Here is a 26,491-nt window from a genome sequence, read left to right on the forward strand (position 1 = left end):
GCGATCAGGCCAGGAACCCCCTCAGCAGCGCCGCGGTGCCGCAGCAGTGCTCGCGCATCGTCGCGCGGGCCCGGTCGGCGTCCCGCTCCAGCACCGACTCCACCAGTGCGGTGTGCTGCTGCTGCGAGTGCTCCAGGTTGCGCACCAGCAGCGGGATGCAGTCCAGCAGGTCGTTCACGGTCGCCCGGACCGCCGCGTACTGGGCCGTCAGGGTGGCGGAACCGGCCAGTTCGCACAGGGTCAGGTGGAACAGGGTGTCCTGGCGCCGGTAGTCGGCGAGCGGGGCGTCGTGGGTCGCGGCCAGCGCGGCCAGCAGCCGCTCGGTCCCCTCCTCGGTCAGGCCGTGCGCGGCGCACAGTCCGGCCGCTCCCACCTCCAGGACCTCGCGGAACCGCAGGGCGTCCTCGATGTCCACCCCCGCGACGCGCCGGCGCAGCTCCTCCTCGGTACCGCCCGCCGGGGTGTCGGGGCGGGGCAGGACGAACGTTCCGCCGTACCGTCCCCGGCGGGCCTCCACGAGTCCCTGATCCTGCAGCACCTTCAGCACCTCGCGCAGCGTGACCCGGCTGATCCCCATCCGCTCGGCCAGTTCGCGCTCGGGCGGCAGCCGTTCGCCGCCCGGCACCAGACCGAGCCGGACCACCTGGAGGATCTGCTCCAGCGCCTCCTCGAAACCGTTGCCCGCCCGCACCTGCCGCAGCACGGGATTCAGCCGGGCGACGGCCCCGCCCTCGCTCGCCGTGTCGGTCATCTCGGCCCCTCCCCTTCCCAAGCAATGGTTCTATTCAATACCTTAGGCCTTCTCGGCTCACCGAAGGAGAGATTCCCGTGGTAGACCGCACGCCGCCGCTGACGCCCGAAGAGCTCCGCTCGCTCGTTGCCAGCGGCGAGATCGACACCGTCGTCATGGCCTTCCCCGACATGCAGGGGCGCCTCCAGGGGAAGCGGTTCGCCGCACCGTTCTTCCTCGACGAGGTCCTCGAACACGGTACGGAGGGCTGCAACTACCTCCTCGCCGTCGACACCGAGATGAACACGGTCGACGGCTACGAGATGTCCTCCTGGGACCGGGGCTACGGCGACTTCGCCATGCACCCCGACCTCGCCACGCTGCGCCGCCTCCCCTGGAACCCCGGCAGTGCCTTCCTCGTCGCCGACCTCGCCTGGAGCGACGGGTCGCCCGTCGTCGCGGCCCCCCGGCAGATCCTGCGCCGCCAGCTGGAGCGCCTCGCCGAACACGGGTACACCGCGATGGTCGGCACCGAGCTGGAGTTCATGGTCTTCCAGGACACCTACGAACAGGCCTGGAACGCCAACTACCGGGAGCTGACCCCGGTCAACCAGTACAACATCGACTACTCCGTCCTCGGAACCGGCCGCGTCGAACCGCTGCTGCGGCGCATCCGCAACGAGATGCAGGCCGCGGGCCTGGTCGTGGAGTCGGCCAAGGGGGAGTGCAACCTCGGGCAGCACGAGATCGCCTTCCGCTACGACGAGGCGCTCACCACCTGCGACCAGCACGCCGTCTACAAGACCGGAGCGAAGGAGATCGCCGCCCAGGAAGGCGTCTCGCTCACCTTCATGGCCAAGTACGACGAGCGCGAGGGTAACTCCTGTCACATCCACCTCTCGCTGGGCGACTCCGACGGACGCAACGCCATGGCCGGGGACGGACCGGACGACCACGGCGGAATGTCACCGGTGATGCGCCACTTCCTGGCCGGTCAGCTGGCCGCGCTGCGCGACTTCTCCCTTCTCTACGCCCCCAACATCAATTCGTACAAGCGTTTCCGGCCGGGATCCTTCGCACCGACCGCCGTCGCCTGGGGCGTGGACAACCGCACGTGCGCCCTGCGCGTGGTCGGCCACGGCCGTTCCATGCGCTTCGAGAACCGCCTGCCCGGCGGGGACGTCAACCCGTACCTCGCGGTCGCGGGCCTGGTCGCGGCCGGCCTCTACGGCATCGAGCACCGGCTGGAACTGCCGGAGGCGTGCGCGGGCAACGCCTACACCGGCGACTACGCCCACGTCCCCACGACGCTGCGCGAAGCCGCCGAGCTCTGGGAGAACAGCGAGATCGCCAAGGCCGCGTTCGGCCCCGAGGTGGTCGCCCACTACCGGAACATGGCCCGGGTCGAACTCGACGCCTTCGACTCCGCCGTGACCGACTGGGAACTGCGCCGCTCCTTCGAGCGCCTGTAGCCGGCCGCCGCTCCGGCCCGCCCGGCCTGTCGCTGCGGCCCGCCCGCCCGTCACTGCGGCCCCGTCGCCCTTCCCTTCGACGCCACCGAACCGAAAGTCTGTGAGGCACCACGTGTCCGATGCGCTGGAAGTCCTGAATCCGGCCACCGAGGAAGTCGTCGCCACCGTCCCGGCCGCCACACGGGACGACGTCGACGCCGCCGTCACCCGGGCCGCCGCGGCCCAGCGCCGCTGGGCCGCGGTCGCCCCCGCCGACCGGGCCCGGCTGCTGCGCCGCTTCGCCGCGGTCGTCGACGGCCACATCGGGGAACTGGCCCTGCTGGAGGTCCGCGAGGCCGGCCACACCATCGGCAACGCCCGCTGGGAAGCCGGCAACGTGCGCGACCTCCTCGACTTCGCCGCCGGGGGAGTGGAGCGGCTCTCCGGCCGCCAGATCCCCGTCGCCGGAGGCATCGACGTCACCTTCCTCGAACCCCTGGGCGTCATCGGCGTGATCGCCCCCTGGAACTTCCCGATGCCGATCGCCGCCTGGGGCCTCGCCCCGGCCCTCGCCGCCGGCAACGCCGTCATCCTCAAGCCCGCCGAGACCACCCCGCTCACGGCCCTGCGCCTCGCCGGACTCGCCCTCGAAGCCGGGATCCCCGAGCACCTCTTCCAGGTGCTCCCCGGCCGCGGGGCGGTCGCGGGCGACGCGCTCGTCGAGCACCCGGGGGTGGCGAAGATCGTCTTCACCGGTTCCACGCGCGTCGGCAAGCAGATCATGGCCAAGTGCGCCGACCGGGTGAAGCGGGTGACCCTCGAACTCGGCGGCAAGAGCCCCAACATCGTCTTCGCCGACGCCGACCTCGAAGCGGCGGCCGCGGCCGCCCCGATGGCCTTCCTCGACAACACCGGCCAGGACTGCTGCGCCCGTACCCGCATCCTCGTCCAGCGCTCCGCCTACGACCGGTTCCTGGAACTGCTCGTCCCCGGCATCGAGAACGTGGTCGTCGGCGACCCGGCCGACGAGAAGACCCAGATGGGACCGCTCATCTCGCGGGCGCAGCTGGAGCGGGTCCGGTCCTACGTCACCGACGGCCTGACCACGGTCCGCGGCGCCGCACCCGAGGGCCCCGGTTTCTGGTATCCCCCGACCCTGGTCACGGACGTCGACCCCACGGCGCCCGTGGCCACCGAAGAGGTCTTCGGCCCGGTCGCCGTCGTCCTGCCCTTCGAGGACGAGGAGGACGCCGTACGCCTGGCCAACGCGACCGAGTACGGCCTCTCCGGATCCCTGTGGACCCGCGACATCGGCCGCGCGCTGCGCGTCTCGCGCGCCGTCGCCGCGGGCAACCTGTCCGTCAACTCCCACTCCAGCGTCCGCTACGCGACCCCCTTCGGCGGCTACAAGCAGTCCGGCCTCGGCCGCGAGCTCGGACCCGACGCCCTCACCGCTTTCACCGAGACCAAGAACGTCTTCATCAGCACGGAGGCCTGAACCCCATGACCGACCGCACCGAAGAGATCATCTGCCGCCGCCTCGTCGGCCGCACCGCCGTCATCACCGGGGCCGGCAGCGGCATCGGTCTGGCCGCGGCCCGCCGGCTCGCGTCCGAAGGCGCCAACGTCGTCTGCGCCGACGTCGACCCGGTCGCCGGCAAGGCCGCCGCCGAAGAGGTCGCCGGCCTCTTCGTCCAGGTGGACGTCACCGACAAGGAGCAGGTCGACGCCCTCTTCAAGACGGCCTTCGACACCTACGGCTCCGTCGACATCGCCTTCAACAACGCGGGCATCTCGCCCGCCGACGACGACTCGATCCTGCTCACCGAGCTCGACGCGTGGAAGCGGGTCCAGGACGTCAACCTCACGTCCGTCTACCTGTGCTGCAAGGCCGCCCTCCCCTACATGCAGGCCCAGCGCCGCGGATCCATCATCAACACCGCGTCCTTCGTGGCCCTCATGGGCGCCGCCACCTCGCAGATCTCCTACACCGCCTCCAAGGGCGGCGTCCTGGCCATGTCCCGCGAGCTCGGCGTGCAGTTCGCCCGCGAGGGCATCCGCGTCAACGCCCTGTGCCCGGGGCCCGTCAACACCCCGCTCCTGCGCGAGCTGTTCGCCAGCGACCCCGAGCGGGCCGCCCGCCGCCTCGTCCACATCCCCGTCGGCCGCTTCGCCGAGGCGGAGGAGATCGCCGCCGCCGTCGCCTTCCTCGCCAGCGACGACTCCTCCTTCGTCAACGCCGCCGACTTCGTCGTCGACGGCGGCATCTCCGGCGCGTACGTCACCCCTCTCTAGCCGGCCCGGTCGGCGGCCCGGCCGGGCCGGGCCGCCCCACCGGTCACCTGGACCGCACCTCCCGGCAGCCGGGCGTCACGACGACGCCCGGCTGCCGTGCTCCACCACCCGCGACGATCTTCGTAGGAAGAGGAACAGGAGTGTCCCCCCAGTGACCCGACCCCGCCCCCGACCCCGCCCCCGACCCCGCAGCACCCGGCGGCTCCGAGCCGTCGCCGCGGCCGTGCTGGCCGCCGGCACCCTCGTCGCCGCGGCCCCCGCCGCCCCGGCGCACCGCCCCGGCACCCCCTGCGCCACCCCGCAGCTCAAGGCCGGCTGGTACGGCGACAACCAGGCCCGGCTCCAGCGGCTCATCGACACGTACGGACGCTGCGCCCCGCACCGGCCCGGCCGGCCCAAGCCCGTCGCCGTCTTCGACTGGGACAACACCGTCGTCAAGAACGACGTCGGTGACGCCACCATGTTCTGGCTGCTGCGCAACGGGAAGATACGCCAGCCCGACCGCGGCGACTGGTCCACCACCAGCCGCTTCCTGACCCCCGCCGCCGCCGGCGCCCTGGCCGGCGCCTGCGGCGGCCTCGCCCGCCCCGGCGCCCCGCTGCCCACCGGCGCCGGCACCCCCGCGGCCGACCGCTGCGCCGACGAGGTCAACGCCGTCTACGGCACCGCCGTGACCCGGGCCGGCGCCGCCGCCTTCGCCGGCTGGGACCGGCGCACCACCGAGCCCGGCTACGCCTGGCTCGCGCAGCTGACGCAGGGCTGGACCGCCCGCGAGGTACGGGCGTTCGCCGCGGCCGCCCGTACGGAGAACCTTGCCGCGCCGGTCGGCGCCGTCCAGCGCGTCGGCAGCGGAACCGCCACCGGCTGGGTCCGCTACTACGACCAGCAGAAGGACCTGGTCGCGGGCCTGCAGAAGGCCGGCTTCGACGTCTGGATCAGCTCGGCCTCGCCCCAGCCGGTCGTCGAGGTCTGGGCGCGGGGCGTCGGGATCGACGCCGGGCACGTCATCGGCATCCGCAACACCACCGCGCGCGACGGGAGGCTCACCGCCCACCTGAAGGGCTGCGGTTCGGTCCGGGACGGCGCCGACACGATGATCACGTACATCGACGGCAAGCGCTGCTGGATCAACCAGGAGGTCTTCGGAGTCCGCGGCGCGGCCGCCGAGCGGGTCCAGCCGCCCGCCCGCCGCCAGGTGTTCGCCGCCGGGGACTCCGACACGGACATCTCGTTCCTGCGCGACGCGACCGCCCTGCGGCTGGTGGTGAACCGCAACAAGAACGAGCTCATGTGCCGCGCGTACGACGACGGCGACGGCAAGTGGATCGTGAACCCGATGTTCATCGAGCCGAAGAAGCAGAAGACCGCCCCTTACCCGTGCGCCACCACCGGCTACGTCGACCACGACGGCACCCCGGGCCCGGTCCGCCGGGACGACGCCACCGTCATTCCGGACCAGACCGACTCCGTGTACGCGCAGGGGACCGCCTAGCGCAGGGGACCGCGCGGCCGGTTCCGGAAGAACGGGACTGAACGGGACTGAACGGGACTACAGGAAGGTGCGGCCCTCGCCCCGGTAGGTCGGGGCGGTGGCCGTCACCCGGTCGCCCTCGATCAGGTGCAGCGTGTCGAAGCGCTCGCACAGCTCCCCGGCCTTGGCGTGCCGGAACCACACCCGGTCGCCGATCAGCAGGTCGTCGGCCGGGCTGCCGAGCAGCGGGGTCTGCACCTCGCCCGCGCCCTCCTGCGGGTCGTAGCGCAGCCCCTGCGGCAGGTACGGGACGGGCAGCCGGTCCGCGCCCGCCGCGCCGGAGGCCGGGTAGCCGCCGCCGAGCACCGTGACCACGCCGACGCCGGGCCGCCGGACCACGGGCTGGGCGAACAGCGCCGCCGGACGCCCGCGGAACGAGGTGTAGTTGTCGAACAGGCGCGGTACGTACAGCCCGGACCCGGCCGCGATCTCCGTCACCGCGTCCTCGGCGGCGGTCTGCTGCACGCTGCCGGTCCCGCCGCCGTTGACGAACTCCAGGTCAGGGACCACCGCGCGGACGGCCCGTACGGTCGCCGCGCGCCGGGCGGCGAGCTCCCTGCGGGCCGCGCTCTGCATCAGCCGGACGGCCCGGGAGCGCAGCGGGCGCCCGGCCAGCGCGTCGCCGACCCCGGCGACGTGGCCCTCGTACCCCATCAGCCCCACCACCCGGAAGCCCGGACGGGCCGCGACCGTACGGGCCAGCGCGGCCAGCTGCTCCGGCTCGCGCAGCGGCGAACGCCGGGCCCCGACCCGGACCCGGCCGCCGAACAGGTGCAGGGCCGTGTCCAGTTCCAGGCAGACCCGGATCTCCTCGGCGCCGCCGTCACGGGACCGGTCGATCAGCTCCAGCTGGGCCGGATCGTCGACCATGACCGTGATCGCCGCGGCGAGCTTCGGATCCCCGGCCAGCTCGGCGAAAGCGGCCCGGTCGGCGGACGGGTAGGCCAGCAGCACGTCCTCGAAACCGGAGCGGGCCAGCCACACCGACTCGGCGAGGGTGTACGACATGATCCCGGCGAACCCGGGCCGGGCCAGAACCCGTTCGAGGAGGGCCCGGCACCGGACCGACTTGCTGGCCACCCGGACCGGCTTCCCGCCGGCCCGGCGGACGAGGTCGTCGGCATTGGCGTCGAACGCGTCGAGGTCCACGACGGCCAGCGGCGCGTCGAGGTGCGCGGTCGCCCGGTCGTACCGGGCCCGGTCGGCGGCGGGGGAGTTCATGGGCGGCAGCTTGCCAGACCGCACTACCGGTGGGTAGGGGTCGAGGGGGCCGGTACCCGCTCCGTCCCCGCCCCGCCCCGGCGCGGGGCGCCGTGGCCCGCTCCCGGCCCCGTCCCCGCCCGGACCGCCGGACACCCGGGGCCCGCGTACCGCCGGGAGGAGCCGTAGAGTACGGGCAGGCAGCCGTACGGAACGGGGGGCGGAGCCGCCGGATGACCACGACGACACCGCGGACCGAGCTGCCGGGCGAGCCCGAGCCGCTCCCGGCGCCGCTCCCCGCAGCCCGCCCGCGCCGCCACCCCGGACGCGTCCTCGCCGCCGTATTGTGCGGCCTGCTCGGCACCGGCCTCGCCGGCGGCGCCGGAGCCGCCGCCTGGGCCGAACACCGCGCCGCCCACCGGCCCCTGCCCCCCGACGCCGCCTACCGCGCGGCCGGGTCGCTGTGGCACACCGCCCCCGTGGACGGCCTCTTCCCCACCGTCCTGGCCGGCCCCGACGCCGGTCCCGGCGGCGCCGACCGGACCTGGACCCGGATCGCCGTCGCCCCCGACGCCGACTGCGCGGGCGCCCTCTCCGCCGAGTGGCGCGACCGGCTGGCCGCCACCGGCTGCACCCGCGTGCTGCGCGCCACCTACACCGACGCCACCCGCTCCTCCCTGGTCGCGGTCGGCATGGTCTTCACCCCCGCCGACGCCGCCGCCATGGCCGCGGCCGCCACGCTCCTCACCGCGCCGCCCGCGTACGGGTTCACCGACGCCCAGCGCGCCGCCTGGAGCGTCGCCGCGCTCCCCGAGGCCCCCGTCGTCGTCTACACCGTCTCCGCCTTCGGCGACGGCCGCGCCGTGGACGCGCCCCGCCCCGCGGAGGAGGCGGTGCGCAAGGACGCCACCGGAGCCGTCGCCCAGGCGGGCCTCGGCCACGACGCCGAGGCCGTCGCGGACCGGATCGAAGCCGCCGTGCGGGCGCTCGCCGCCCCGCCCGCCGCCCCGGAGCCCGCCCGATGACCCGCCGCCGGCGCCCGGCCCGCGCCCTCGCGCCCGGCGCCGCCGCCCTGACCGCCGCGGCGCTCCTCGCCTCCGCGGCGGTCGCGCCCCCCGCCGCCGCCGACACCATCCGGGACCGCCAGTGGGGCCTGCTGGCCCTGCGCGCCGAGGAGGCCTGGGGGACCACCCGGGGCGACGGCGTCACCGTGGCCGTCCTGGACACCGGGGTCGACGACGCCCACCCCGACCTCGCCGGCCAGGTCCTCGCCGGCACCGACCTCATCGGCATGGGCGCCGGCCGCGGCGACCGCGCCTGGGCCCGCCACGGCACCGCCATGGCCGGCATCATCGCCGGGCACGGGCACGGCCCCAGCCGCGGCCAGGGCGTCCTCGGCATCGCCCCGCAGGCGAAGATCCTGCCGGTGCGGGTGATCCTGGAGGAGGGCGACCCGGGACGCGCCAAGGCCCGCGAGAGCAAGGGCGGCGCCCTGGCCGAGGGCATCCGCTGGGCCGCCGACCACGGGGCGGACGTGATCAACCTGTCGCTCGGCGACGACAGCGACTCCGCGCACCACGAGGCGGGGGAGGACGAGGCCGTCCAGTACGCCCTCGCCAAGGGCGTCGTCGTCGTCGCCTCCGCGGGCAACGGCGGCGAGAGCGGCGACCGCGTCTCCTACCCGGCCGCCTACCCGGGCGTGATCGCGGTGACCGCCGTCGACCGCCGGGGCCGCAAGGCCGCCTTCTCCACGCGGAACTGGTACGCCACCGTCAGCGCCCCCGGCGTGGACGTGGTCATCGCCGACCCCGACCGGTCGTACTACGAGGGCTGGGGCACCAGCGCGGCGGCCGCCTTCGTCTCCGGCTCGGTGGCCCTGGTCCGGGCCGCCCACCCGGACCTCTCCCCGGCCCAGGTCAAGAAACTGCTGGAGGACACCGCCTCGGACTCCCCGGCCGGCGGCCGCGACGACGCCCGGGGCCACGGCACGGTCGACCCCGCCGCCGCGCTCCAGGTGGCCGAGGCAATGCTGCCGGAGGCGCCGGTGCCCGCACCCGCCCCGGCCGAGCGCCCCTACTTCGGCTCCGGGCCCGAACCGGCCCGCCCGCCCGAGCGCGAGGCCCGGTTCGGCGCCCCGCAGGCCGCGCTCGCCGGGGCCGCGCTGCTCGCCCTGGCCGCCGTACTGGCCCGGCGCCCGCGGCGGGCCGCCCGGGGCCGGGGCCGGGATCCGTACGCGGCACAGTAGGGTCGGGTCACTGTGGCGAACATGGCGAACAAGAACATTCCCGACCCCGGCTTCTCCGACGACGACGGCTCCGCCGATCCCCGGCTGACCGCGGCCCTGGCCGCCTGGGCCGAGGACCGGGCCAAGGAGCCCGAGGTGCTGGCCGCCCTCGGCGGCGCCCGCCTGCTGGTCCCCGTCGTCGCCGTCCTCGGCGAGGTGGAGACCGACCCGGAGACGGGCCTGAAGCGCGAGAAGACCAGCGACATGGCCGTCCCCACCCTGCGGGCCGGGGACCGCCGCGCGCTGCCCGCCTTCACCTCGACCGCCTCCCTGGCGCTCTGGGACCCGGCCGCCCGGCCCGTGGCCGTGCCGCTGCACCAGGCCCTCGCCGCCGCCGCGCACGAGAAGGCCGACACCCTGGTCCTGGACCTGGCCGGCCCGGTCGCCTACCAGCTGACCGGCCCCGCGCTGCTCGCGCTCGCCGAGGGCCGCACCGACGCGGACCCGCTGGCCGACCCCGCCGTACGGGAGGCCGTACGGGCCGCCGTGGCGGCGGAACCCGACGTGCTGCGCGCGTACCTGGGCCCGGCCGCGGCGGGAGCCGACGGCACCCTCGCCGTCGTCCTGGCCGGCGGGAGCGCGCAGGCGACCGCGGCCGCCCGGCGGCTCGCCGAGGCCCTCGCGGCGGACGGGACGCTGCGGGCCCGGCTGGTCCGGGGACTGGACCTGGCCCTGCTGCCCGAGGACGCCCCGGCGCCGTCCGGCGCACCGCTGTTCACCCGCTGACGGCTGCCGTCCGCCCGCACGCGGCGCACGACCCCCCGACGGTACGAAGACGGCCGGCGCGCCCCCGCGGGGTCGCGCCGGCCGTCGCCGTACGGAGGGGTGCGGGGCTCAGCCGAAGACCGGGCCGGTGAACTTCTCGCCCGGCCCCTGGCCCGGCTCGTCCGGGACGATGGAGGCCTCGCGGAAGGCGAGCTGGAGAGACTTCAGACCGTCCCGCAGCGGGGCGGCGTGGAAGGAGCTGATCTCGGTGGCGCTCGCCGTGACCAGGCCGGCCAGGGCCGTGATCAGCTTGCGGGCCTCGTCGAGGTCCTTGTGCTCGGAGTCCGGCTTGTCCAGGCCCAGATTGACCGCCGCGGCGCTCAGCAGGTGTACGGCCACCGTGGTGATCACCTCGACCGCGGGGACGTCCGCGATGTCGCGGGTCATGGCGTCGTAGTCGGGGGAGGCGTCGGCAGCGGGGTCGGTGGAGGGGGTCGCGTCAGTCATGTGGCCCACGATATGCCGTGCGGCGGGCTTGCCACGCGGGTGCTAGTATGTACTTCGACCGGCCGGACACTGCTGTGCCCGGCCCACAAGTGGAGGCTCCGTTCTCCCACCTGACCGCCCCCCGGGGTGGCGGGTCATCCGGTCAGGCGGTATCCATCGTTCCGTACGGACGATGGAAAGCCGCCCGATTTTGCGCCCCGCGGTTCGCACGCGGCGGTGCTCCGGTTGTTTTGGAGCCCCTGCCTGTGCCCGGCGGGGCTTTTTTCATTCTCCCGCCGCGGTAGGTCTGACGGAAATACACGTCAGCGGCTGTCTGCCAGGCAGTCGTGTGGTGCTACCGAGGAGGATCCATCAGCACCGAGCCCCGCATCAACGACCGGATTCGCGTTCCCGAGGTACGGCTTGTCGGTCCGAGCGGCGAGCAGGTCGGCATCGTGCCGCTTGCGAAGGCGCTTGAGCTCGCGCAGGAGTACGACCTCGACCTGGTCGAGGTCGCGGCGTCCGCACGCCCGCCGGTCTGCAAGCTCATGGACTACGGCAAGTTCAAGTACGAGTCGGCCATGAAGGCCCGTGAGGCGCGCAAGAACCAGGCGCACACGGTCATCAAGGAAATGAAGCTCCGGCCGAAGATCGACCCGCACGACTATGACACCAAGAAGGGTCACGTCGTCCGGTTCCTCAAGCAGGGCGACAAGGTCAAGATCACGATCATGTTCCGTGGTCGCGAGCAGTCCAGGCCGGAACTCGGCTACCGACTGCTGCAGCGTCTCGCCACGGACGTCGAAGACCTCGGGTTCATCGAGTCGAACCCGAAGCAGGACGGTCGAAACATGATCATGGTCCTCGGTCCGCACAAGAAGAAGACCGAGGCCATGGCCGAGGCCCGCGAGGCGCAGGCCGCCCGCAAGGCCGAGCGCCAGGGCGTCGCCTACACCGAAGACGGCGTTTCCTACACCGACGACGAGGCTCCTTCCGAGGACGCCGAGCCCGAGGCGCAGGAGACCGAGGCCGCCGAGGTCACCGAGGCTGCCACCGACGAGGCAGGTGCCGGCGAGGCGCCCGCCCACGAGGCGAACGCCCAGGCCTGATTCCGGGGCAGCCCGTCTCGGATCACCAACACGACATGACGCTCCCGGAGCCGGTCCCCAGCGGACCGGTGGGAGCGCCACCGACGAGGAGATAACGGCGCTATGCCGAAGAACAAGACGCACAGCGGTTCCAAGAAGCGCTTCAAGATCACCGGCTCCGGCAAGGTGCTCCGTGAGCGCGCCGGCAAGCGCCACCTGCTCGAGCACAAGTCGTCCCGTGTCACCCGCCGCCTGACCGGCACCGCGGAGATGGCCCCCGGCGACGCCGCGAAGATCAAGAAGCTTCTCGGCAAGTGACGCTCTCCGCTCCCCTTCCGGGAGCGGGACGTCAAGACCGGGACCCCATCGAATTCGGGTCGTGTGAAGACAACCACGGCCCCGCTACAAGGAGTTAAAAAGTGGCACGCGTCAAGCGGGCAGTAAACGCCCACAAGAAGCGCCGGGCGATCCTCGAGGCGGCCTCCGGCTACCGCGGTCAGCGTTCGCGCCTGTACCGCAAGGCCAAGGAGCAGGTCACCCACTCGCTGGTCTACAACTTCAACGACCGCAAGAAGCGCAAGGGCGACTTCCGTCAGCTGTGGATCCAGCGCATCAACGCCGCTGCCCGCCAGAACGGCATGACGTACAACCGCCTCATCCAGGGTCTGAAGGCCGCCAACATCGAGGTGGACCGCAAGATCCTCGCGGAGCTGGCCGTCAACGACGCCAACGCGTTCGCCGCGCTCGTCGAGGTCGCGCAGAAGGCGCTTCCGGCCGACGTGAACGCCCCCAAGGCCGCCGCCTAAGGGCCAGCCGGCCCGGCAGTCACGGGGCCGGCCCCCACGGACCCGCAGGCATTCGCCTGCGGGTCCGTGTGCTTTCCCCTCCGCACCAGGACCCGAGAGAGAACCGCAGACACCATGGGCACCCCCGCCGAGCTGATCTCCCCCCGATCCCCGCGGGTGGCCGCCGCCAGGCGACTGGCGCGGCGCAACTTCCGCACCAAGGAGCGCCGGTTCATCGCCGAGGGGCCGCAGGCCGTCCGCGAGGCTGTCGAGCACCGCGGGGCCACCGGTGGGACCACCCTGATCGAGCTCTTCGCGACCGTCGAGGCCGCCGAGCGCTACGCGGACATCATCGACGCCGCACTGGCCGCCGGTGCCCGGGTGCACTACGCGGGCGACGAGGTCCTCGCCGAGGTCTCCCAGACCGTCACGCCGCAGGGCCTCGTCGGGGTCTGCCACTTCCTGGACTCCCCCTTCGAGGAGATCCTGGCGGCCCGGCCCAAGCTCGTCGCGGTCCTCGCGCACGTCCGCGACCCCGGCAACGCCGGTACCGTCCTGCGCTGCGCGGACGCCGCCGGCGCGGACGCGGTGGTGCTGACCGACGCCTCGGTCGACCTGTACAACCCCAAGTCCGTACGCGCCTCCGTCGGTTCCCTCTTCCACCTGCCGGTGGCCGTCGGCGTCCCGGTCGAGCAGGCCGTCGCAGGGCTCCGGGCGGCCGGCGTACGGATCCTCGCGGCCGACGGGGCCGGCGAGGACGACCTCGACGCCGAGCTCGACGCGGGCACCATGGGCACCCCCTCGGCCTGGGTCTTCGGCAACGAGGCCTGGGGCCTGCCGGAGGAGACCCGGGCGCTGGCGGACGCCGTGGTGCGGGTCCCGATCCACGGCAGGGCGGAGAGCCTGAACCTCGCGACGGCCGCCGCCGTGTGCCTCTACGCCTCCGCGCGTGCACAGCGGGCGCCCGGAGGGTGCCGCTCCGTGACCCCCAGCTAGTAATGTGGCGGCCCGGGGGGCCCACTGCGCTACTCGGAGATGTGGGGTACGGGGACATGACCGTCGGTACGAACAGCTCGCCGCAGGCCGGCAGGGCCTCCGGCCCCGCCGCCGAGCGTCTCCCGGACGTCCGTGCCGCGCTGGCCGGAGTCCCGCCCCAGTCGGGCCCCGCCCGTCCCGCCCCCGGAGCCGAGTCCGGGGCCCCCGGCCCGGGGATCCCCGTCGGTCCGGGGCCCGGCGACGCCGCCGGCGAGCGGCTGGGCGGCGGCATCGACCCCGACGACCTGCCCGACGGGCTCGTCGTCGCCGACGCCTCCGGGCGGGTCATCTGCTTCAACCTGGCCGCGGCCCGGATGACCGCCACCGACCCCGCGCGGGCCCTCGGCACCCGCATCGACAGCGCCCTGCCGCTGGAGGACCTCGAAGGCCGCCGCTGGTGGGCGCTGACCGACCCGTACGGAGGCCTGGCCACCCGGCGCGGCCAGCCCGAGCGCAACCTGCTGCTGCCCGGCGGCCGCGAGGTGCTCGTCTCCGCCCGCTACGTGCGCACGCACCCCACCGGCCCGCTGCGCCGCCTCGTCGTCACCCTGCGCGGCACCGAGGCCCGCCGCCGCACCGAGCGCAGCCACGCGGAGCTGATCGCCACCGTCGCGCACGAACTGCGCTCCCCGCTGACCTCCGTCAAGGGCTTCACGGCGACCCTCCTCGCCAAGTGGGAGCGGTTCACCGACGACCAGAAGCGGCTGATGCTGGAGACCGTCGACGCCGACGCCAACCGCGTCACGCGGCTCATCGCCGAACTCCTCGACATCTCCCGCATCGACTCCGGCCGCCTGGAGGTGCGCCGCCAGCCGGTCGACATCGGCACCGCCGTGGCCCGCCACGTCCAGGCGCTGACCGCGAACGGGCAGGCGCCCGAGCGGTTCCTCGTCAGCGTCTGCCGTCCGCTCCCCGATCTGTGGGCCGACCCGGACAAGATCGACCAGATCCTCGGCAACCTCCTGGAAAATGCGGTGCGGCACGGTGAGGGAACGGTCACCATCGACGTAGCGCCGCACGAGAAGGGAACAGCCGTCACCGTGACCGACGAGGGCCCCGGGATCCCGGAGGAGTCGATGGGCCGCGTCTTCACCCGCTTCTGGCGGGGGAGCAAGCGCGGTGGCACCGGCCTGGGCCTGTACATCGTCAAGGGCATCGTGGAGGCCCACGGCGGCACCATCACGGTCGGCCGCGGGCCCGGCGGCGGAGCCGAGTTCCGATTTATTCTGCCCGTGAGCGCCCCGGCCTACCTCACGCAGTAGCACTGCGGAGCGTCTCGCCAGGCGGCCCACGGGCTCCTTCACCCCCGGCGACCTTTAGACTCGACCTTTGGCACCTTTGTGTCCTTGTGTCGATCAGGTCGATCAAGTCGTCGGGGACCACCAGCCAGCCATCGGAAGTACGGGAAGAGATGTCGGCACCGAACAAGTCGTACGACCCTGTCGAGGTCGAGGCACTGAAACCGGAAGAGATCGAGCGCATGCGGGACGAGGCGCTCGCCGCCTTCGCTTCCGCCGGCGACCTCGACGCGCTGCGTGAGGCGAAGACCGCGCACATGGGCGACCGCTCGCCCCTGGCGCTCGCCAACCGCGAGATCGGCGCCCTGCCACCCCAGGCCAAGGCCGAGGCGGGCAAGCGCGTGGGCCAGGCCCGCGGCGCCGTGAACAAGGCCTTCGGGTCCCGCACGGTCGAGCTGGAGGCGGAGCGCGACGAGCGGGTGCTCGTCGAGGAGGCGGTGGACGTCACGCTGCCCTACGACCGCGTGCCCTCCGGCGCCCGGCACCCCCTGACCACGCTGATGGACCGCATCGCGGACATCTTCACGGCCATGGGGTACGAGGTCGCGGAAGGACCCGAGGTCGAGGCGGAGTGGTTCAACTTCGACGCCCTCAACTTCACGCCCGACCACCCCGCGCGCCAGATGCAGGACACCTTCTTCGTCCAGGGGCCCGAGGGCACCGGGGGCGACGAGTCCGGCGTCGTGCTGCGCACCCACACCTCCCCGGTGCAGGCGCGCTCGCTGCTGGAGCGCAAGCCCCCCGTCTACATCGTGTGTCCGGGGCGGGTGTACCGCACCGACGAGCTCGACGCGACGCACACCCCGGTCTTCCACCAGGTCGAGCTGCTCGCCGTGGACGAGGGCCTGACCATGGCCGACCTCAAGGGCACCATGGACCACATGGTCCAGGAGCTGTTCGGCGAGGGCACGACCACGCGCCTGCGCCCGCACTTCTTCCCCTTCACCGAGCCGTCCGCCGAGATGGACATGCAGTGCTACGTGTGCCGCGGCGCGTCGGTGGGCAACCCCGACCGCCCGTGCCGCACCTGCTCCAGCGAGGGCTGGATCGAGCTCGGCGGCTGCGGCATGGTCAACCCCAAGGTGCTCACCGCCTGCGGCGTGGACCCGGAGAAGTACAGCGGGTTCGCCTTCGGGTTCGGCATCGAGCGGATGCTGATGTTCCGTCACAACGTAGAAGACATGCGAGACATGGTCGAGGGTGACGTTCGCTTCACCCGGCCGTTCGGGAGTGAGATCTGATGCGCGTCCCGCTTTCCTGGCTGCGGGAGTACGTCGACCTCCCCGCGGGTGAGACCGGCCGCGACGTGGCCGCCAAGCTGGTCGACGCCGGCCTCGAGGTCGAGACCGTCGAGCAGCTCGGCGGTGGGCTGAAGGGCCCGCTCGTCGTCGGCCGCGTGCTGACCATCGAGGAGCTCGAGGGCTTCCGCAAGCCGATCCGCTTCTGCACGGTCGACGTCGGCACCGCCAACGGCACCGGCGAGCCGCAGGAGATCGTCTGCGGCGCCCGGAACTTCGCCGTCGGCGACAAGGTCGTCGTGGTCCTGCCGGGCGCGGTGCTGCCCGGGGACTTCGCGATCGCCTCGCGCAAGACCTACGGCCGCACCTCGCACGGCATGATCTGCTCCGGCGACGAGCTGGGCATGGGTGACGACGGCACGCACGGCATCATCGTGCTGCCGCCCGAGTACGAGGTCGGCACCGACGCGATCGAGCTCCTGGAGCTCGTCGACGAGGTCCTCGACATCGACATCACCCCGGACCGCGGCTACTGCATGTCCCTGCGCGGCATCGCCCGCGAGGCGGCGACCGCGTACGGACTGCCGCTGCGCGACCCGGCGCTGCTCGACGTCCCCGCGCCGAACGCGTACGGCTACCCGGTCAAGGTCGACGACCCGGCCGGCTGCGACCGCTTCACCGCCCGTACGGTCACCGGCCTCGACCCCGAGGCGCGCTCCCCGATCTGGCTGACCCGCCGCCTGCAGAAGGCGGGCATGCGCCCGATCTCGCTCGCCGTCGACATCACCAACTACGTGATGCTGGAGCTCGGCCAGCCGCTGCACGCCTACGACCGCTCGCGGATCGACGGCGCGATCGGCGTCCGCCGCGCGGAGCAGGGCGAGAAGTTCACCACCCTCGACGGGGTCAAGCGCACGCTCGACGCCGAGGACCTGGTGATCACGGACGACCGCGGGCCGATCGGCCTCGCCGGCGTCATGGGCGGCGCCGACACCGAGATCGCCGACTCCACCACCGACCCCGCGACCGGACAGGTCACCGGGACGACGGACGTCGTCATCGAGGCCGCGCACTTCGACTCCGTGTCGATCTCGCGCACCGCCCGCCGGCTGAAGCTCTCCTCGGAGGCCTCCAAGCGCTTCGAGCGGGGCGTCGACCCGCAGGCCGCCGCCGCGGCCGCGCAGCGGACCGTCGACCTGCTCGTGCTGCTCGCGGGCGGTACCGCCGAGGCCGGCGTCACCGAGTTCCTCGCCCCGGGCGCCCCGCGCTCCATCGCGATGAGCGCGGACCACCCGGACCGGGTCGCGGGCATGGACTACGGCCGCGAGACCGTCGTGCGCCGCCTCCAGGAGGTCGGCTGCGACGTCTACGGCCAGGACGAGCTCGTCGTCACCGTCCCGTCGTGGCGGCCCGACCTCGCCGAGCCCAACGACCTCGCCGAAGAGGTCATCCGGCTGGAGGGCTACGGGAACCTCCCGTCCACCCTTCCGCAGGTGCCCTCCGGGCGCGGCCTCACGGCCCGCCAGCAGCTGCACCGCCGGGTCGGCCGCGCGCTGGCCGGCGCCGGCTACGTGGAGGCGCTGAACTACCCGTTCGTGGGGGAGCAGGTCTTCGACCAGCTCCAGCTGTCCGCGGACGACCCCGCCCGCCGGGTCGTCAAGCTGGTCAACCCGATCTCCGACGAGGAGCCGGCGCTGCGCACCACGCTGCTGCCGGGTCTGCTCGGCGCGCTGCGCCGCAACGACAGCCGGGGCAGCCACGACCTCGCGCTCTTCGAGACCGGTTCGGTCTTCCTGGCCGCCGAGCGGGCGGGTGTCGCCGTACGGCTGCCCGTCGACCGGCGTCCCACGGACGAGGAGATCGCGACCCTGGACGCGGCCCTGCCCGCGCAGCCGCGGCACGCCGCGGTCGTGCTGGCCGGTGCGCGCGAGCAGGCCGGCTGGTGGGGCAGGGGCCGCCCGGCCGACTGGGCGGACGCGGTCCAGGCCGCCCGCGCGCTGGCCGTCGAGGCCGGCGCCGAACTGGTGGTCCGCCAGGGCCAGTACGGTCCCTGGCACCCGGGCCGCTGCGCCGAGCTGGTCGTCACCGTCGACGGCGTCGAGCAGGTGATCGGCCACGCCGGCGAGCTGCACCCGCGCGTGGTGAAGGCGCTCGGCCTGCCCGCCCGCACCAGTGCGATGGAACTGGACCTGGACCGCCTCGGGGCGGCCGGCGCCGATTCCCTGCACGCGCCCCGGATCTCCACCTTCCCGGTGGCGACCCAGGACGTCGCGCTGATCGTCGACGCGTCCGTCCCGGCCACGGCCGTGGAGGACGCGCTGCGCCGGGGAGCCGGCGAACTGCTGGAGTCCCTGCGGCTGTTCGACGTGTTCACCGGTGAGCAGGTCGGCGGGGGCAAGAAGTCCCTGGCGTACGCGCTGCGCTTCCGCGCGGCCGACCGCACGCTGACGGCGGAGGAGTCCACGGCCGCGCGCGACGCGGCGGTGGCACTGGCCGGCGAGCTGACCGGGGCGGTGCTCCGGGGCGCGTAGCCGCCCACCCGCACGGCATGACGAGGGGCGCGTCCGGATCCACCGGGCGCGCCCCTCGCGCGTGACCGGGCCGGCGGCAGGAGCCGGGGGCGTGAGCGCCGCGGCGCACCGGAAGGGCGGCCCGCCGACGAACCGCCCTGCCGGTGCCCCGCGACGGCCGGCCCGGACGGCCCGGGCGGGAGCCGAACCGCGCGCCGGGGCCGGTGGATGGACCCGGTGCGCGGCCGGGCGGCGCGCCGGGGGCCCGCGACCAACCGGGCGCCGGGGGGGCCGGAACCCGGCCCCCCCCCGCCCCGGGGTGTGTGGCCCCAACAACGGCCGGGGGGGCCCCCCCCGCGCGCGCGCCCGCCGGGGGGGGGGGCGCGCCCCCCGGGGGGGGGGGGGGGGGGGCCCCCGCGGCCCCCCCCCCGGCCGGCTCGCCGGGGCCCGGCGACCAACCGGGCGCCGGCGGAGCCGGAACGCGCCGCCCGCCTGCCATGGAGTGTCGGGCAGACAGCAGGGCGGGCGGCGCGGTGACGGGTCGTCGCACTGTACGAGGGGGAGCCGACGACCCGGGCTACCTCTTGGCGAGGCCCTTAAGTGAAGCGCGCGCGGGGGCTCCCGCGGCAGGGTGCGCATCGCATTTATGCGCGTACACGGTTCACACCCCGTGTGAAGCGCGCACCCACTAGCCTGTGACCGAAGAGCCCTTGGAGCGGCCCATGCAGCCCAATGTCCTGCTCGACGCCCTCCTGGCCGAGGCGGGCATGTCCCACGCCGGACTCGCCGCGTACGTGAACCAGGCGGGCAGTACCCGCGGACTGGCCCTGCGCTACGAACACACCGCCGTCGCCCGGTGGTTGAAGGGCCAGCGCCCGCGCGGCCAGGTCCCCGACCTGATCTGCGAGGTGCTCGGCGGCCGGCTGCGCCGCCCCGTCGGGCTGGACGACATCGGGCTGGGCCTCCCGGACCGGCCCGCGTCCGCCCACGGCTCCCCGCTGAGCGGGTTCGTCGACCGGGCCGCGGCGCTGTGGCGTTCGGACGGGCAGGGCAGGTCGCGGGCGCTCGCCGCCGGTGCCGTCACCGGGACGCCCGCCGTCATCCCGGTCTGGGAGTGGGAGAACCCGCCCGAGGACGCCGATGTGTCCCGCGAGGGCCCGCACCGGATCGGGCCCGAGCACATCGAGGTCCTCAAGGCGGCCCGCGCGCACTACGAGCTCATGTACCGCCGGGCCGGCGGGGTGGCGACCCGGGACCGCGTCGTCCGCTTCCTCGGCACCGAGACCGCGCCCATGCTGCGCGGGAGCTACTCCGACGAGGTCGGCCGCCGCCTGCACCGCGCCACCGGCTCCCTCGTGGCGGTGGCCGGCATCTGCGCGTACGACTCGGACGCCCACGGCCTGGCCCAGCGCTACTTCCACCAGGCCCTGCGCCTGGCCAAGGCCAGCGGGGACCGGGGGCTCGGGGCGTACGTCGTCGCGCTGATCGTCAACCAGTCCCTGCACCTGCGGGAATACCGCCAGGCCGTCGCCTTCGCGGAGGCGGCGCTGCGCTCCGCGGGCCGCCACACCACCCCGGCGCTCGCCGCCGACCTGTACGCCATGCAGGCCAAGGCCTACGCCCAACTCGGAGACGACCGCGCCGCGTTGGAGTGCATCCGGCTGGCCGAGTCGGCCGCCGACCGGATCCGGCCGGGCACCGAGCCGGACGAGACCGGCTACGTGCAGCCCGGACTGGTCAACGTCCAGGTCGCCGAGGCGCTGCTCAGCCTGGGCGACCTCGCGGGCGCGCACGAGCAGGCGACGGCCGCCGTGGGAACCCCGGCCCACGACCGCGGCCGGGTGCACCGGCTCGCGATGCTGTGCGAGATCCAGCTGCGGCAGGGGGAGGCGGACCGGGCCGTGGCGGCCGCGGCCGAGATGGCCGAGCGCGCCAAGGGGATGGAGTCGCTGCGTCTGCGCGACCGCTTGCGCATCGTCCGCGAACAGCTGCTGAGCAGCGGATGTTCGGGTGCGCAGGACACCGCCCTGCTCATCGACGGGGCGCTGCGCGTCCCCCTCTGAGAGCCGGTTCTGCTGCCATGTTGCCACCAACCCGATCGGAAGGTGGCAAGACCGTGCAGTGGATGAACCTGAACGAGCAGACCGTGTACAGGAACCGCTGGTTCGACGTGAACCTCGCGGACGTGGAGCTCCCCGACGGCCGGCACCTGGACCACTTCGTGATCCGGCTGCGCCCGGTGGCCGTGGCCACGGCCGTCAACGCGGCCGACGAGGTGCTGCTGCTCTGGCGGCACCGCTTCATCACCGACAGCTGGGGCTGGGAGCTGCCCGCGGGCGTCGTCGAGGACGGCGAGTCCGTGGAGGCCGCGGCCGCGCGGGAGATGGAGGAGGAGTCGGGCTGGCGGCCCGGCCCGCTCCGCCACCTGATGACCGTGGAGCCGTCCAACGGGCTGACGGACGCCCGCCACCACCTCTACTGGGCGGACGGGGCCACCTACACCGGCCATCCCGAGGACGACTTCGAGTCCTCGCGCCGGGAGTGGGTCCCGCTGAAGCTCGTACCGGAGATGATCGCGCGCGGGGAGGTCCCGGCCGCGAACATGGCGGCCGGGCTGCTCCTGCTGCACCACCTGCGGCTCGGCTAGGGCGTCCCGTACGGATCGTGCCCCGGACCGGTGCCGGCCCGGTCCGGGGAGGGGCGCCGCCCCGCGAGCGGCACCGCCCGGGAGGGGAGCCGCCCGGGAGGGGGCCTACGCGTACGGGTAGAAGCCCGAGCCCGTCTTGCGGCCGAGGCGGCCCGCGTCGACCATCCGCTGGAGCAGCGGGGGAGCGGCGTACAGGGGCTCCTTGAACTCCGAGTACATCGAGTCCGCCACCGAGGCCACCGTGTCCAGACCGATCAGGTCCGCCAGCTTCAGCGGGCCCATCGGGTGGGCGCAGCCCAGCTCCATGCCGTTGTCGATGTCCTCGCGGCTCGCGATGCCCGACTCGAACATCCGGATGGCGGACAGCAGGTACGGGATGAGCAGCGCGTTGACCACGAAGCCCGAGCGGTCCTGGGCGCGGATCGCGTGCTTGCCCAGCACGTCCCGCACCAGGGCCTCGGCGCGCTTGACCGTCTCCTCGCCCGTGGTCAGCGCCGGGATCAGCTCGACGAGCTGCTGCACCGGGGCCGGGTTGAAGAAGTGGATGCCGATGACCTGGTCGGGCCGCGAGGTGGCGACGGCGAGCTTGACCAGCGGGATCGAGGAGGTGTTCGAGGCCAGGATCGCGTCCGGGCGGGTGACCACCTGGTCGAGCACCTGGAAGATCTCCGTCTTGACCTGCTCGTTCTCGACGACGGCCTCGATCACGAGGTCGCGGTCGGCGAACTCGCCGAGGTCGGTGGTGAAGGTGAGGCGGGCCAGGGTGGCGTCCCGCTCCTCCTCGCTGATCTTGCCGCGTTCGGCGGCCTTGATCAGGGAGTTGTGCAGCCGGGTGCGCCCGATCTCCAGGGCCTCGCCGGTGGTCTCGGCGACCATCACCTCAAGGCCGCTGCGGGCGCACACCTCAGCGATGCCCGCGCCCATCTGGCCGCAGCCCACTACGCCGACGCGAGCGATGTCGGTCGGGAGGGTAGAGAGGTCCGTCACATCGTGCCTTTCGCTGCTCATCCATCGCGGGTCCCCCGTGTTCGGCAGTGGTAACTGCATTCCGGCGCCCGCCACGCCCCCCGACGTTACCCCCGACCTTGACCCCGGTGGCGGGCCGGGGCGGGCATGCTGGGCGCAGGCAGAGGGATGTCACGCAAAGGAACGGAGTCGTCACATGGCGTACATCGGACGGCGGGGCCTGCTGGCGGGAGCGGCGGGGGCGCTGGCGGGGGCCGCGACCGGCGCCGCGGCGGGCCCGGCGGCAGCGGCAGCGGTGACGGGCGCGGGGGCGGGCGGCGCGACGGGAGCGGGCGCGGCGGGGACCGCGGTGCGGGCGGCCCGGTCCCGGCCGGGCGGCCGGGCGGACGCCCCCGAGTTCCGCGCGATGTGGATCGCGTCCGTACAGAACGTGGACTGGCCCTCCGCGTCCGGGCTGTCCGCGGCGGAGCAGCGCGAGGAACTGCTGTACCTCCTCGACACCGCCGTCGAGCGGCGCCTGAACGCGGTCGTCCTCCAGGTCCGCCCGGCGGCCGACGCGCTGTGGCCCTCCCGGCTGGAGCCCTGGTCGCAGTGGCTGACCGGCGAGCAGGGGGGCGACCCCGGCTGGGACCCGCTCGGCACCGCCGTCGCCGAGGCGCACGCCCGCGGGCTGGAGCTGCACGCCTGGTTCAACCCGTACCGGGTGGCCAACCACACCGACCCGGGCCGGCTCGTGCCCTCCCACCCGGCCCGGCGCAACCCCGGCTGGACGGTCCCGTACGGCGGGAAGCTCTACTACAACCCGGGCCTGCCGGAGGTCCGGCGCTTCGTCCAGGACGCGATGCTCGACGCCGTCGCCCGCTACCCCGTCGACGGGGTGCACTGGGACGACTACTTCTACCCGTACCCGGTGGACGGCCTGTCCTTCGACGACGACGAGGCTTACGCGCGCTACGGCTCCTCGTTCGACTCCCGCGCGGACTGGCGCCGCCACAACACCGACACGCTGGTCCGCGAGATGTCCGGGCGGCTGCGGACGCTCCGGCCCGCGGCGCGCTTCGGCATCAGCCCGTTCGCGATCTGGCGCAACGCCGACCGGGACCCGCTCGGTTCGCCGACGCAGGCGGGCCTCGGCACGTACGACGACCTGTACGCGGACACCCGCAAGTGGGTCACCGAGGGCTGGATCGACTACGTGGCCCCGCAGGTCTACTGGCACATCGGCCACCCGACCGCCGACTACGCCGACGTCGTCCCGTGGTGGGCGCGGACGGTCGCGGGCACGGGAGTGGACCTCTACATCGGGGAGGCGCTCTACCGGAGCGACGCGAACAGCCCCACCGCCGCCTGGCGCGATCCGGCGGAGCCGTCCCGGCACGTGCGCTTCGCGCGGCAGTACCCGGAGGTCCGCGGGCACCTCTGGTTCTCGGCGACGCAGGTGGCCGCGGACCCCAACGGGGCGATGGCCCGGGTCGTCGCCGACCACTACGGCTCGGTGGTCCGCCCGCGCTGAACCGGTGCCGGGCGGTCGGATGCCCGGCGGGCCGGCGCAGGGCGGTCCGCCGGGCGGGGTGGCGTCCGGGGCGTCAGAGTCCGTCCGCCTCGGGGTGGGGGTGGCGGACCACGCAGTCCGGCCCGGGGGCCATGAGCGCCTCGTGTCCGTCCTGGAAGCGCACCCGGTAGGGGGGAGTCCCGTTGTCCCCCAGGACCTGGGTGATCTCGCCGACCTTGTCGTTCTGACCTACGATCCTGCCGTGCTGCACCAGCTGGTCGCCCTCGGTCGCGTGCATGTCCGACCTCCTCGGTGGCGGTCCGATCCGGTGTAAGCAGTTTAGGTCGTCCTGTTGCGGTTTGACCCGCTCGTCACCTGGTCCGCTGGGTGACCGCGATGCAGACGAGCACCGCGCAGGCGGCCGCGGGCGCGGCGGGCGAGAGGTGCTCGCCCAGCAGCGCCACCGACCACACCAGCGTCAGCAGCGGCTGGGCGAGCTGGAGCTGACTGGCCCGCGGCGCGCCGATCTCGGCCATGCCGCGGTACCAGACGTACAGCCCGAGGAAGGTGGAGCCGGCCGCCGCCCAGACCAGCCCGGCCAGGCCGTGCCCGGTGAGCTGCACCGGCTCGTACGCGAGCCCCAGCGCGGAGCCGGCCAGGCTGAGCGGCAGGCACAGCACCAGCGCCCAGCCGACCACCTGCCAGCCGGGCAGCTCCCGGGCCAGGCGCCCGCCCTCGGTGTACCCGGCGGCGCACACCAGCAGCGCGCCGAACAGGTAGCCGTCGCCGGCCGAGAGCGAGCCGCCGCTCTGCGCCACGGTGAAGGCGAGGACGACCGCGGCCCCGGCCACGGCGGCCACCCAGAACCGGCGCGGAGGGCGGGCCCCGGTGCGCAGCGCCGAGAAGGCGGCCGTGGTCAGCGGCAGCAGGCCGACGACCACGGCCGCGTGCGAGGTGGTCGACGTCTGCAGCGCGAGGGTGGTGAGCAGCGGGAAGCCCACGACCACTCCGGCGGCGACGACCGCCAGCCCGCCCCAGTGCCTCCGGGCGGGCGGCGCGACCCGCAGGGCCAGCAGGAAGCCGCCGGCGAGGACCGCGGCGAGGACGCTGCGCAGCGAGACGAGGGACCAGGGCCCGAAGCTCTCCAGTCCCCAGGCGGTGGCGGGGAAGGTCAGCGAGAAGGCGACGACGCCCAGGGAGGCCAGGAGGGTGCCCCGGCGGCTCATGGACCCGTCGACCGCTATCGGGGGCGGGAGGATAGCGCTATTCTGTGCTGTCATGTACGAGCGTAGCAGTGTGGTGGAACTGGCCGAGTCCCTGCGGGAAGAGCTCGACCGCTACTCGATCGGTGGAAAGCTCCCGTCGAGCCGGTCCCTCGTCGAGCGCTACCGGGTCAGCCCCGTGACGGTCTCCCGGGCCCTCGCCCAGCTCTCCGCAGAGGGGCTGGTCGTCACCCGCCCGGGCGCCGGCGTCTTCCGCGCCCGGCCGCGCGCGCAGGCCGCCGCGCCCGGGGACACCTCCTGGCAGGAGGTCGCCCTCAGCGCGGAGGGGGCCGGCGAGGTCGTCCCGCGGTCCGTGGACGCCGCCGGGGTGCTGGCCTCGCTCGCCACGCCGCCGCCGGGGGTCATCGAGCTCAGCGGCGGCTACCTCCACTCCTCGCTCCAGCCCGAGCGGGCCATGGCGGCGGCCCTGGCCCGGGCCGGCCGGCGGCCCGGCGCCTGGGGGCGGCCGCCCGTCGAGGGGCTGCCGGAGCTGCGGGACTGGTTCGCCCGGGAGATCGGCGGGGCGGTCGGCGCCGCGGACGTCCTGGTCACCGCGGGCGGGCAGAACGCGCTGGCGACCGCGCTGCGGGCGCTCGCCCCGCCGGGGGCGCCGATCCTGGTGGAGTCGCCGACCTACCCGGGACTGCTGGCCATCGCCCGCGCCTCGGGATGCCGGCCCGTCCCCGTACCGGTGGACGCCGAGGGGGTCCGGCCCGACCTGCTCGCCGCGGCCTTCGAGGCCACCGGGGCGCGGGTGTTCGTGTGCCAGCCGCTGTTCCAGAACCCGACCGGCGCGGTGCTGGCCCCGGCGCGGCGGGCCGAGGTGCTGCGGATCGCGCGGGCCGCCGGGGCCTTCGTGGTCGAGGACGACTACGCCCGGGCGCTGGCCCACGAGGACGCCGGCCCGCTGCCCGCCACCCTCGCCGCCGAGGACGCGGACGGGGTGGTGGTCCACGTGCGGTCGCTGACCAAGGCCACCTCGCCCAGCCTGCGGGTGGGCGCCCTGGCGGCCCGCGGCCCGGTCCTGGACCGGCTGCGCGCCATCCAGGTCGTGGACAGCTTCTTCGTGCCCCGTCCCCTCCAGGAGGCGGCCCTGGAGCTGGTCGGCGCACCCGCCTGGCCGCGCCACCTGCGGACGGTCGCCGCCGAGCTGCGCCACCGCCGGGACGTGCTCACCGGGGCCCTGCGGCGCGAGCTGCCCGGCCTGGAGGTGCCCCATCCGCCCTCCGGGGGCTTCCAGCTGTGGGTGCGGCCCGCCGTCGGCGGCGACGACACCGCCGTGACCGCTGCGGCGCTGCGGGCCGGGGTCGCGGTCACGCCCGGGCGCCCGTACTTCTGCGCGGAGCCGCCCGCGCCCTACGTGCGGATGAGCTTCGCGGCCGTCGCGGGTCCCGCCGATCTGGTGGAGGCGGCCGTACGGCTGCGGGCCGCCCTCACGGAACCCGCCGCCCCGGACGCTTGACCCGGGGGGCGCGGCGCCCCACCATC

At 74.3% G+C, this 26,491-nt stretch carries 24 protein-coding genes; 18 read left to right on the forward strand and 6 right to left on the reverse strand.

What is annotated here, in order from left to right; genetic code table 11:
• Positions 1-4: 4 nt before the first annotated feature.
• Positions 5-751, reverse strand: coding sequence for a FadR/GntR family transcriptional regulator (locus tag ACZ6S8_RS13215; protein ID WP_351276080.1), 747 nt, complete (start codon positions 749-751; stop codon positions 5-7).
• 77 nt (positions 752-828) lie between these two features.
• Between ACZ6S8_RS13215 and ACZ6S8_RS13220 the strand changes: the two genes are divergently transcribed.
• From ACZ6S8_RS13220 to ACZ6S8_RS13235, 4 genes are all read left to right on the forward strand, one after another.
• A complete protein-coding gene (locus ACZ6S8_RS13220) occupies positions 829-2,202 on the forward strand; it encodes a glutamine synthetase family protein (RefSeq protein WP_469455148.1) in 1,374 nt (457 codons plus the stop codon).
• Positions 2,203-2,314: 112 nt separating this feature from the next.
• A complete protein-coding gene (locus ACZ6S8_RS13225) occupies positions 2,315-3,679 on the forward strand; it encodes an aldehyde dehydrogenase family protein (RefSeq protein WP_469455150.1) in 1,365 nt (454 codons plus the stop codon).
• Positions 3,680-3,684: 5 nt separating this feature from the next.
• The gene (locus ACZ6S8_RS13230) at positions 3,685-4,476 is read left to right on the forward strand and encodes a 3-oxoacyl-ACP reductase (RefSeq protein ID WP_386533053.1); all 792 of its coding nucleotides are present in this window, start codon (positions 3,685-3,687) and stop codon (positions 4,474-4,476) included.
• A 151-nt stretch (positions 4,477-4,627) separates the two neighbouring features.
• Positions 4,628-5,968: a haloacid dehalogenase-like hydrolase gene (locus ACZ6S8_RS13235; RefSeq protein WP_469455153.1), complete on the forward strand. Its 1,341-nt coding sequence runs from the start codon at positions 4,628-4,630 to the stop codon at positions 5,966-5,968.
• A gap of 57 nt (positions 5,969-6,025) precedes the next feature.
• On the opposite strand, the gene ACZ6S8_RS13240 is transcribed toward ACZ6S8_RS13235, so the two are convergent.
• Positions 6,026-7,228, reverse strand: a complete 1,203-nt coding sequence (locus ACZ6S8_RS13240; RefSeq protein WP_469455154.1) for an amino acid deaminase/aldolase — start codon at positions 7,226-7,228, stop codon at positions 6,026-6,028.
• Between the two features lie 212 nt (positions 7,229-7,440).
• Here ACZ6S8_RS13240 and ACZ6S8_RS13245 point away from each other — a divergent pair, with 212 nt between their 5' ends.
• Genes ACZ6S8_RS13245 through ACZ6S8_RS13255 form a run of 3 tightly spaced genes read left to right on the forward strand, consistent with a single transcriptional unit; the run spans position 7,441 to position 10,217 of the window.
• Entirely contained in the window at positions 7,441-8,232 is a 792-nt protein-coding gene (locus tag ACZ6S8_RS13245; protein ID WP_469455156.1) for a hypothetical protein, read from the forward strand.
• On the forward strand, positions 8,229-9,452 hold the full coding sequence (gene mycP / locus ACZ6S8_RS13250) for a type VII secretion-associated serine protease mycosin (protein ID WP_469455158.1): 1,224 nt from the start codon (positions 8,229-8,231) through the stop codon (positions 9,450-9,452). The genes ACZ6S8_RS13245 and mycP overlap by 4 nt, the downstream gene beginning before the upstream one ends.
• Positions 9,453-9,473: 21 nt before the next feature.
• A complete protein-coding gene (locus ACZ6S8_RS13255) occupies positions 9,474-10,217 on the forward strand; it encodes an SseB family protein (RefSeq protein ID WP_469455160.1) in 744 nt (247 codons plus the stop codon).
• A gap of 108 nt (positions 10,218-10,325) precedes the next feature.
• Here the strand turns inward: ACZ6S8_RS13255 and ACZ6S8_RS13260 are convergent, their stop codons facing one another.
• On the reverse strand, positions 10,326-10,703 hold the full coding sequence (locus ACZ6S8_RS13260) for a DUF1844 domain-containing protein (RefSeq protein ID WP_383925828.1): 378 nt from the start codon (positions 10,701-10,703) through the stop codon (positions 10,326-10,328).
• A gap of 326 nt (positions 10,704-11,029) precedes the next feature.
• On the opposite strand from ACZ6S8_RS13260, the gene infC reads away from it, so the two are divergent.
• From infC to ACZ6S8_RS13305, 9 genes are all read left to right on the forward strand, one after another.
• Positions 11,030-11,791 carry a translation initiation factor IF-3 gene (gene infC / locus ACZ6S8_RS13265; RefSeq protein ID WP_469455163.1) on the forward strand — a complete coding sequence of 254 codons (762 nt, stop codon included), beginning with the start codon at positions 11,030-11,032 and terminating at the stop codon, positions 11,789-11,791.
• Positions 11,792-11,893: 102 nt separating this feature from the next.
• On the forward strand, positions 11,894-12,088 hold the full coding sequence (rpmI, locus tag ACZ6S8_RS13270; protein WP_030387121.1) for a 50S ribosomal protein L35: 195 nt from the start codon (positions 11,894-11,896) through the stop codon (positions 12,086-12,088).
• 101 nt (positions 12,089-12,189) lie between these two features.
• Positions 12,190-12,576 (forward strand): 50S ribosomal protein L20, encoded by a 387-nt coding sequence (gene rplT, locus ACZ6S8_RS13275; protein ID WP_007263143.1) that lies wholly within the window; start codon positions 12,190-12,192, stop codon positions 12,574-12,576.
• 114 nt (positions 12,577-12,690) lie between these two features.
• Complete coding sequence (locus ACZ6S8_RS13280) at positions 12,691-13,551, forward strand: TrmH family RNA methyltransferase (protein ID WP_469455165.1); 861 nt, start codon at positions 12,691-12,693, stop codon at positions 13,549-13,551.
• A 56-nt stretch (positions 13,552-13,607) separates the two neighbouring features.
• A complete protein-coding gene (locus tag ACZ6S8_RS13285) occupies positions 13,608-14,852 on the forward strand; it encodes a sensor histidine kinase (RefSeq protein ID WP_469455167.1) in 1,245 nt (414 codons plus the stop codon).
• Between the two features lie 149 nt (positions 14,853-15,001).
• Entirely contained in the window at positions 15,002-16,129 is a 1,128-nt protein-coding gene (gene pheS / locus ACZ6S8_RS13290; RefSeq protein ID WP_469455169.1) for a phenylalanine--tRNA ligase subunit alpha, read from the forward strand.
• Positions 16,129-18,657 carry a phenylalanine--tRNA ligase subunit beta gene (gene pheT / locus ACZ6S8_RS13295; protein WP_469455171.1) on the forward strand — a complete coding sequence of 843 codons (2,529 nt, stop codon included), beginning with the start codon at positions 16,129-16,131 and terminating at the stop codon, positions 18,655-18,657. The genes pheS and pheT overlap by 1 nt, the downstream gene beginning before the upstream one ends.
• Positions 18,658-19,358: 701 nt before the next feature.
• Entirely contained in the window at positions 19,359-20,699 is a 1,341-nt protein-coding gene (locus ACZ6S8_RS13300; protein ID WP_469455173.1) for a transcriptional regulator, read from the forward strand.
• A 53-nt stretch (positions 20,700-20,752) separates the two neighbouring features.
• Positions 20,753-21,283, forward strand: a complete 531-nt coding sequence (locus tag ACZ6S8_RS13305) for an NUDIX domain-containing protein (protein WP_383925847.1) — start codon at positions 20,753-20,755, stop codon at positions 21,281-21,283.
• A 105-nt stretch (positions 21,284-21,388) separates the two neighbouring features.
• On the opposite strand, the gene ACZ6S8_RS13310 is transcribed toward ACZ6S8_RS13305, so the two are convergent.
• Positions 21,389-22,291 carry a 3-hydroxybutyryl-CoA dehydrogenase gene (locus ACZ6S8_RS13310; protein WP_469455175.1) on the reverse strand — a complete coding sequence of 301 codons (903 nt, stop codon included), beginning with the start codon at positions 22,289-22,291 and terminating at the stop codon, positions 21,389-21,391.
• Positions 22,292-22,445: 154 nt separating this feature from the next.
• Between ACZ6S8_RS13310 and ACZ6S8_RS13315 the strand changes: the two genes are divergently transcribed.
• Positions 22,446-23,762: a glycoside hydrolase family 10-like protein gene (locus tag ACZ6S8_RS13315; protein WP_469455177.1), complete on the forward strand. Its 1,317-nt coding sequence runs from the start codon at positions 22,446-22,448 to the stop codon at positions 23,760-23,762.
• A gap of 73 nt (positions 23,763-23,835) precedes the next feature.
• On the opposite strand, the gene ACZ6S8_RS13320 is transcribed toward ACZ6S8_RS13315, so the two are convergent.
• Both ACZ6S8_RS13320 and ACZ6S8_RS13325 read right to left on the reverse strand, forming a co-directional pair.
• Positions 23,836-24,039: a DUF1918 domain-containing protein gene (locus ACZ6S8_RS13320; RefSeq protein ID WP_267722715.1), complete on the reverse strand. Its 204-nt coding sequence runs from the start codon at positions 24,037-24,039 to the stop codon at positions 23,836-23,838.
• A gap of 73 nt (positions 24,040-24,112) precedes the next feature.
• Positions 24,113-25,021: a DMT family transporter gene (locus tag ACZ6S8_RS13325; protein ID WP_469455180.1), complete on the reverse strand. Its 909-nt coding sequence runs from the start codon at positions 25,019-25,021 to the stop codon at positions 24,113-24,115.
• Here ACZ6S8_RS13325 and ACZ6S8_RS13330 point away from each other — a divergent pair.
• Complete coding sequence (locus tag ACZ6S8_RS13330) at positions 25,020-26,465, forward strand: aminotransferase-like domain-containing protein (protein ID WP_469455181.1); 1,446 nt, start codon at positions 25,020-25,022, stop codon at positions 26,463-26,465. The two genes, ACZ6S8_RS13325 and ACZ6S8_RS13330, sit on opposite strands and share 2 nt — an antisense overlap.
• Positions 26,466-26,491 lie beyond the last annotated feature (26 nt).

Source organism: Streptomyces sp. NPDC048461 (genome assembly GCF_055587105.1).

Excerpts from the sequence above, each read along its gene's own strand:
- ACZ6S8_RS13215 (WP_351276080.1), bottom strand. The coding sequence starts at position 751 with ATGACCGACACGGCGAGCGAGGGCGGGGCCGTCGCCCGGCTGAATCCC.
- ACZ6S8_RS13230 (WP_386533053.1), top strand. The coding sequence starts at position 3,685 with ATGACCGACCGCACCGAAGAGATCATCTGCCGCCGCCTCGTCGGCCGC.
- ACZ6S8_RS13240 (WP_469455154.1), bottom strand. The coding sequence starts at position 7,228 with ATGAACTCCCCCGCCGCCGACCGGGCCCGGTACGACCGGGCGACCGCG.
- ACZ6S8_RS13245 (WP_469455156.1), top strand. The coding sequence starts at position 7,441 with ATGACCACGACGACACCGCGGACCGAGCTGCCGGGCGAGCCCGAGCCG.
- mycP (WP_469455158.1), top strand. The coding sequence starts at position 8,229 with ATGACCCGCCGCCGGCGCCCGGCCCGCGCCCTCGCGCCCGGCGCCGCC.
- ACZ6S8_RS13255 (WP_469455160.1), top strand. The coding sequence starts at position 9,474 with ATGGCGAACAAGAACATTCCCGACCCCGGCTTCTCCGACGACGACGGC.
- ACZ6S8_RS13260 (WP_383925828.1), bottom strand. The coding sequence starts at position 10,703 with ATGACTGACGCGACCCCCTCCACCGACCCCGCTGCCGACGCCTCCCCC.
- rpmI (WP_030387121.1), top strand. The coding sequence starts at position 11,894 with ATGCCGAAGAACAAGACGCACAGCGGTTCCAAGAAGCGCTTCAAGATC.
- ACZ6S8_RS13280 (WP_469455165.1), top strand. The coding sequence starts at position 12,691 with ATGGGCACCCCCGCCGAGCTGATCTCCCCCCGATCCCCGCGGGTGGCC.
- ACZ6S8_RS13285 (WP_469455167.1), top strand. The coding sequence starts at position 13,608 with ATGACCGTCGGTACGAACAGCTCGCCGCAGGCCGGCAGGGCCTCCGGC.
- pheS (WP_469455169.1), top strand. The coding sequence starts at position 15,002 with ATGTCGGCACCGAACAAGTCGTACGACCCTGTCGAGGTCGAGGCACTG.
- pheT (WP_469455171.1), top strand. The coding sequence starts at position 16,129 with ATGCGCGTCCCGCTTTCCTGGCTGCGGGAGTACGTCGACCTCCCCGCG.
- ACZ6S8_RS13300 (WP_469455173.1), top strand. The coding sequence starts at position 19,359 with ATGCAGCCCAATGTCCTGCTCGACGCCCTCCTGGCCGAGGCGGGCATG.
- ACZ6S8_RS13310 (WP_469455175.1), bottom strand. The coding sequence starts at position 22,291 with ATGAGCAGCGAAAGGCACGATGTGACGGACCTCTCTACCCTCCCGACC.
- ACZ6S8_RS13315 (WP_469455177.1), top strand. The coding sequence starts at position 22,446 with ATGGCGTACATCGGACGGCGGGGCCTGCTGGCGGGAGCGGCGGGGGCG.
- ACZ6S8_RS13320 (WP_267722715.1), bottom strand. The coding sequence starts at position 24,039 with ATGCACGCGACCGAGGGCGACCAGCTGGTGCAGCACGGCAGGATCGTA.
- ACZ6S8_RS13330 (WP_469455181.1), top strand. The coding sequence starts at position 25,020 with ATGTACGAGCGTAGCAGTGTGGTGGAACTGGCCGAGTCCCTGCGGGAA.
- ACZ6S8_RS13325 (WP_469455180.1), bottom strand. The coding sequence starts at position 25,021 with ATGACAGCACAGAATAGCGCTATCCTCCCGCCCCCGATAGCGGTCGAC.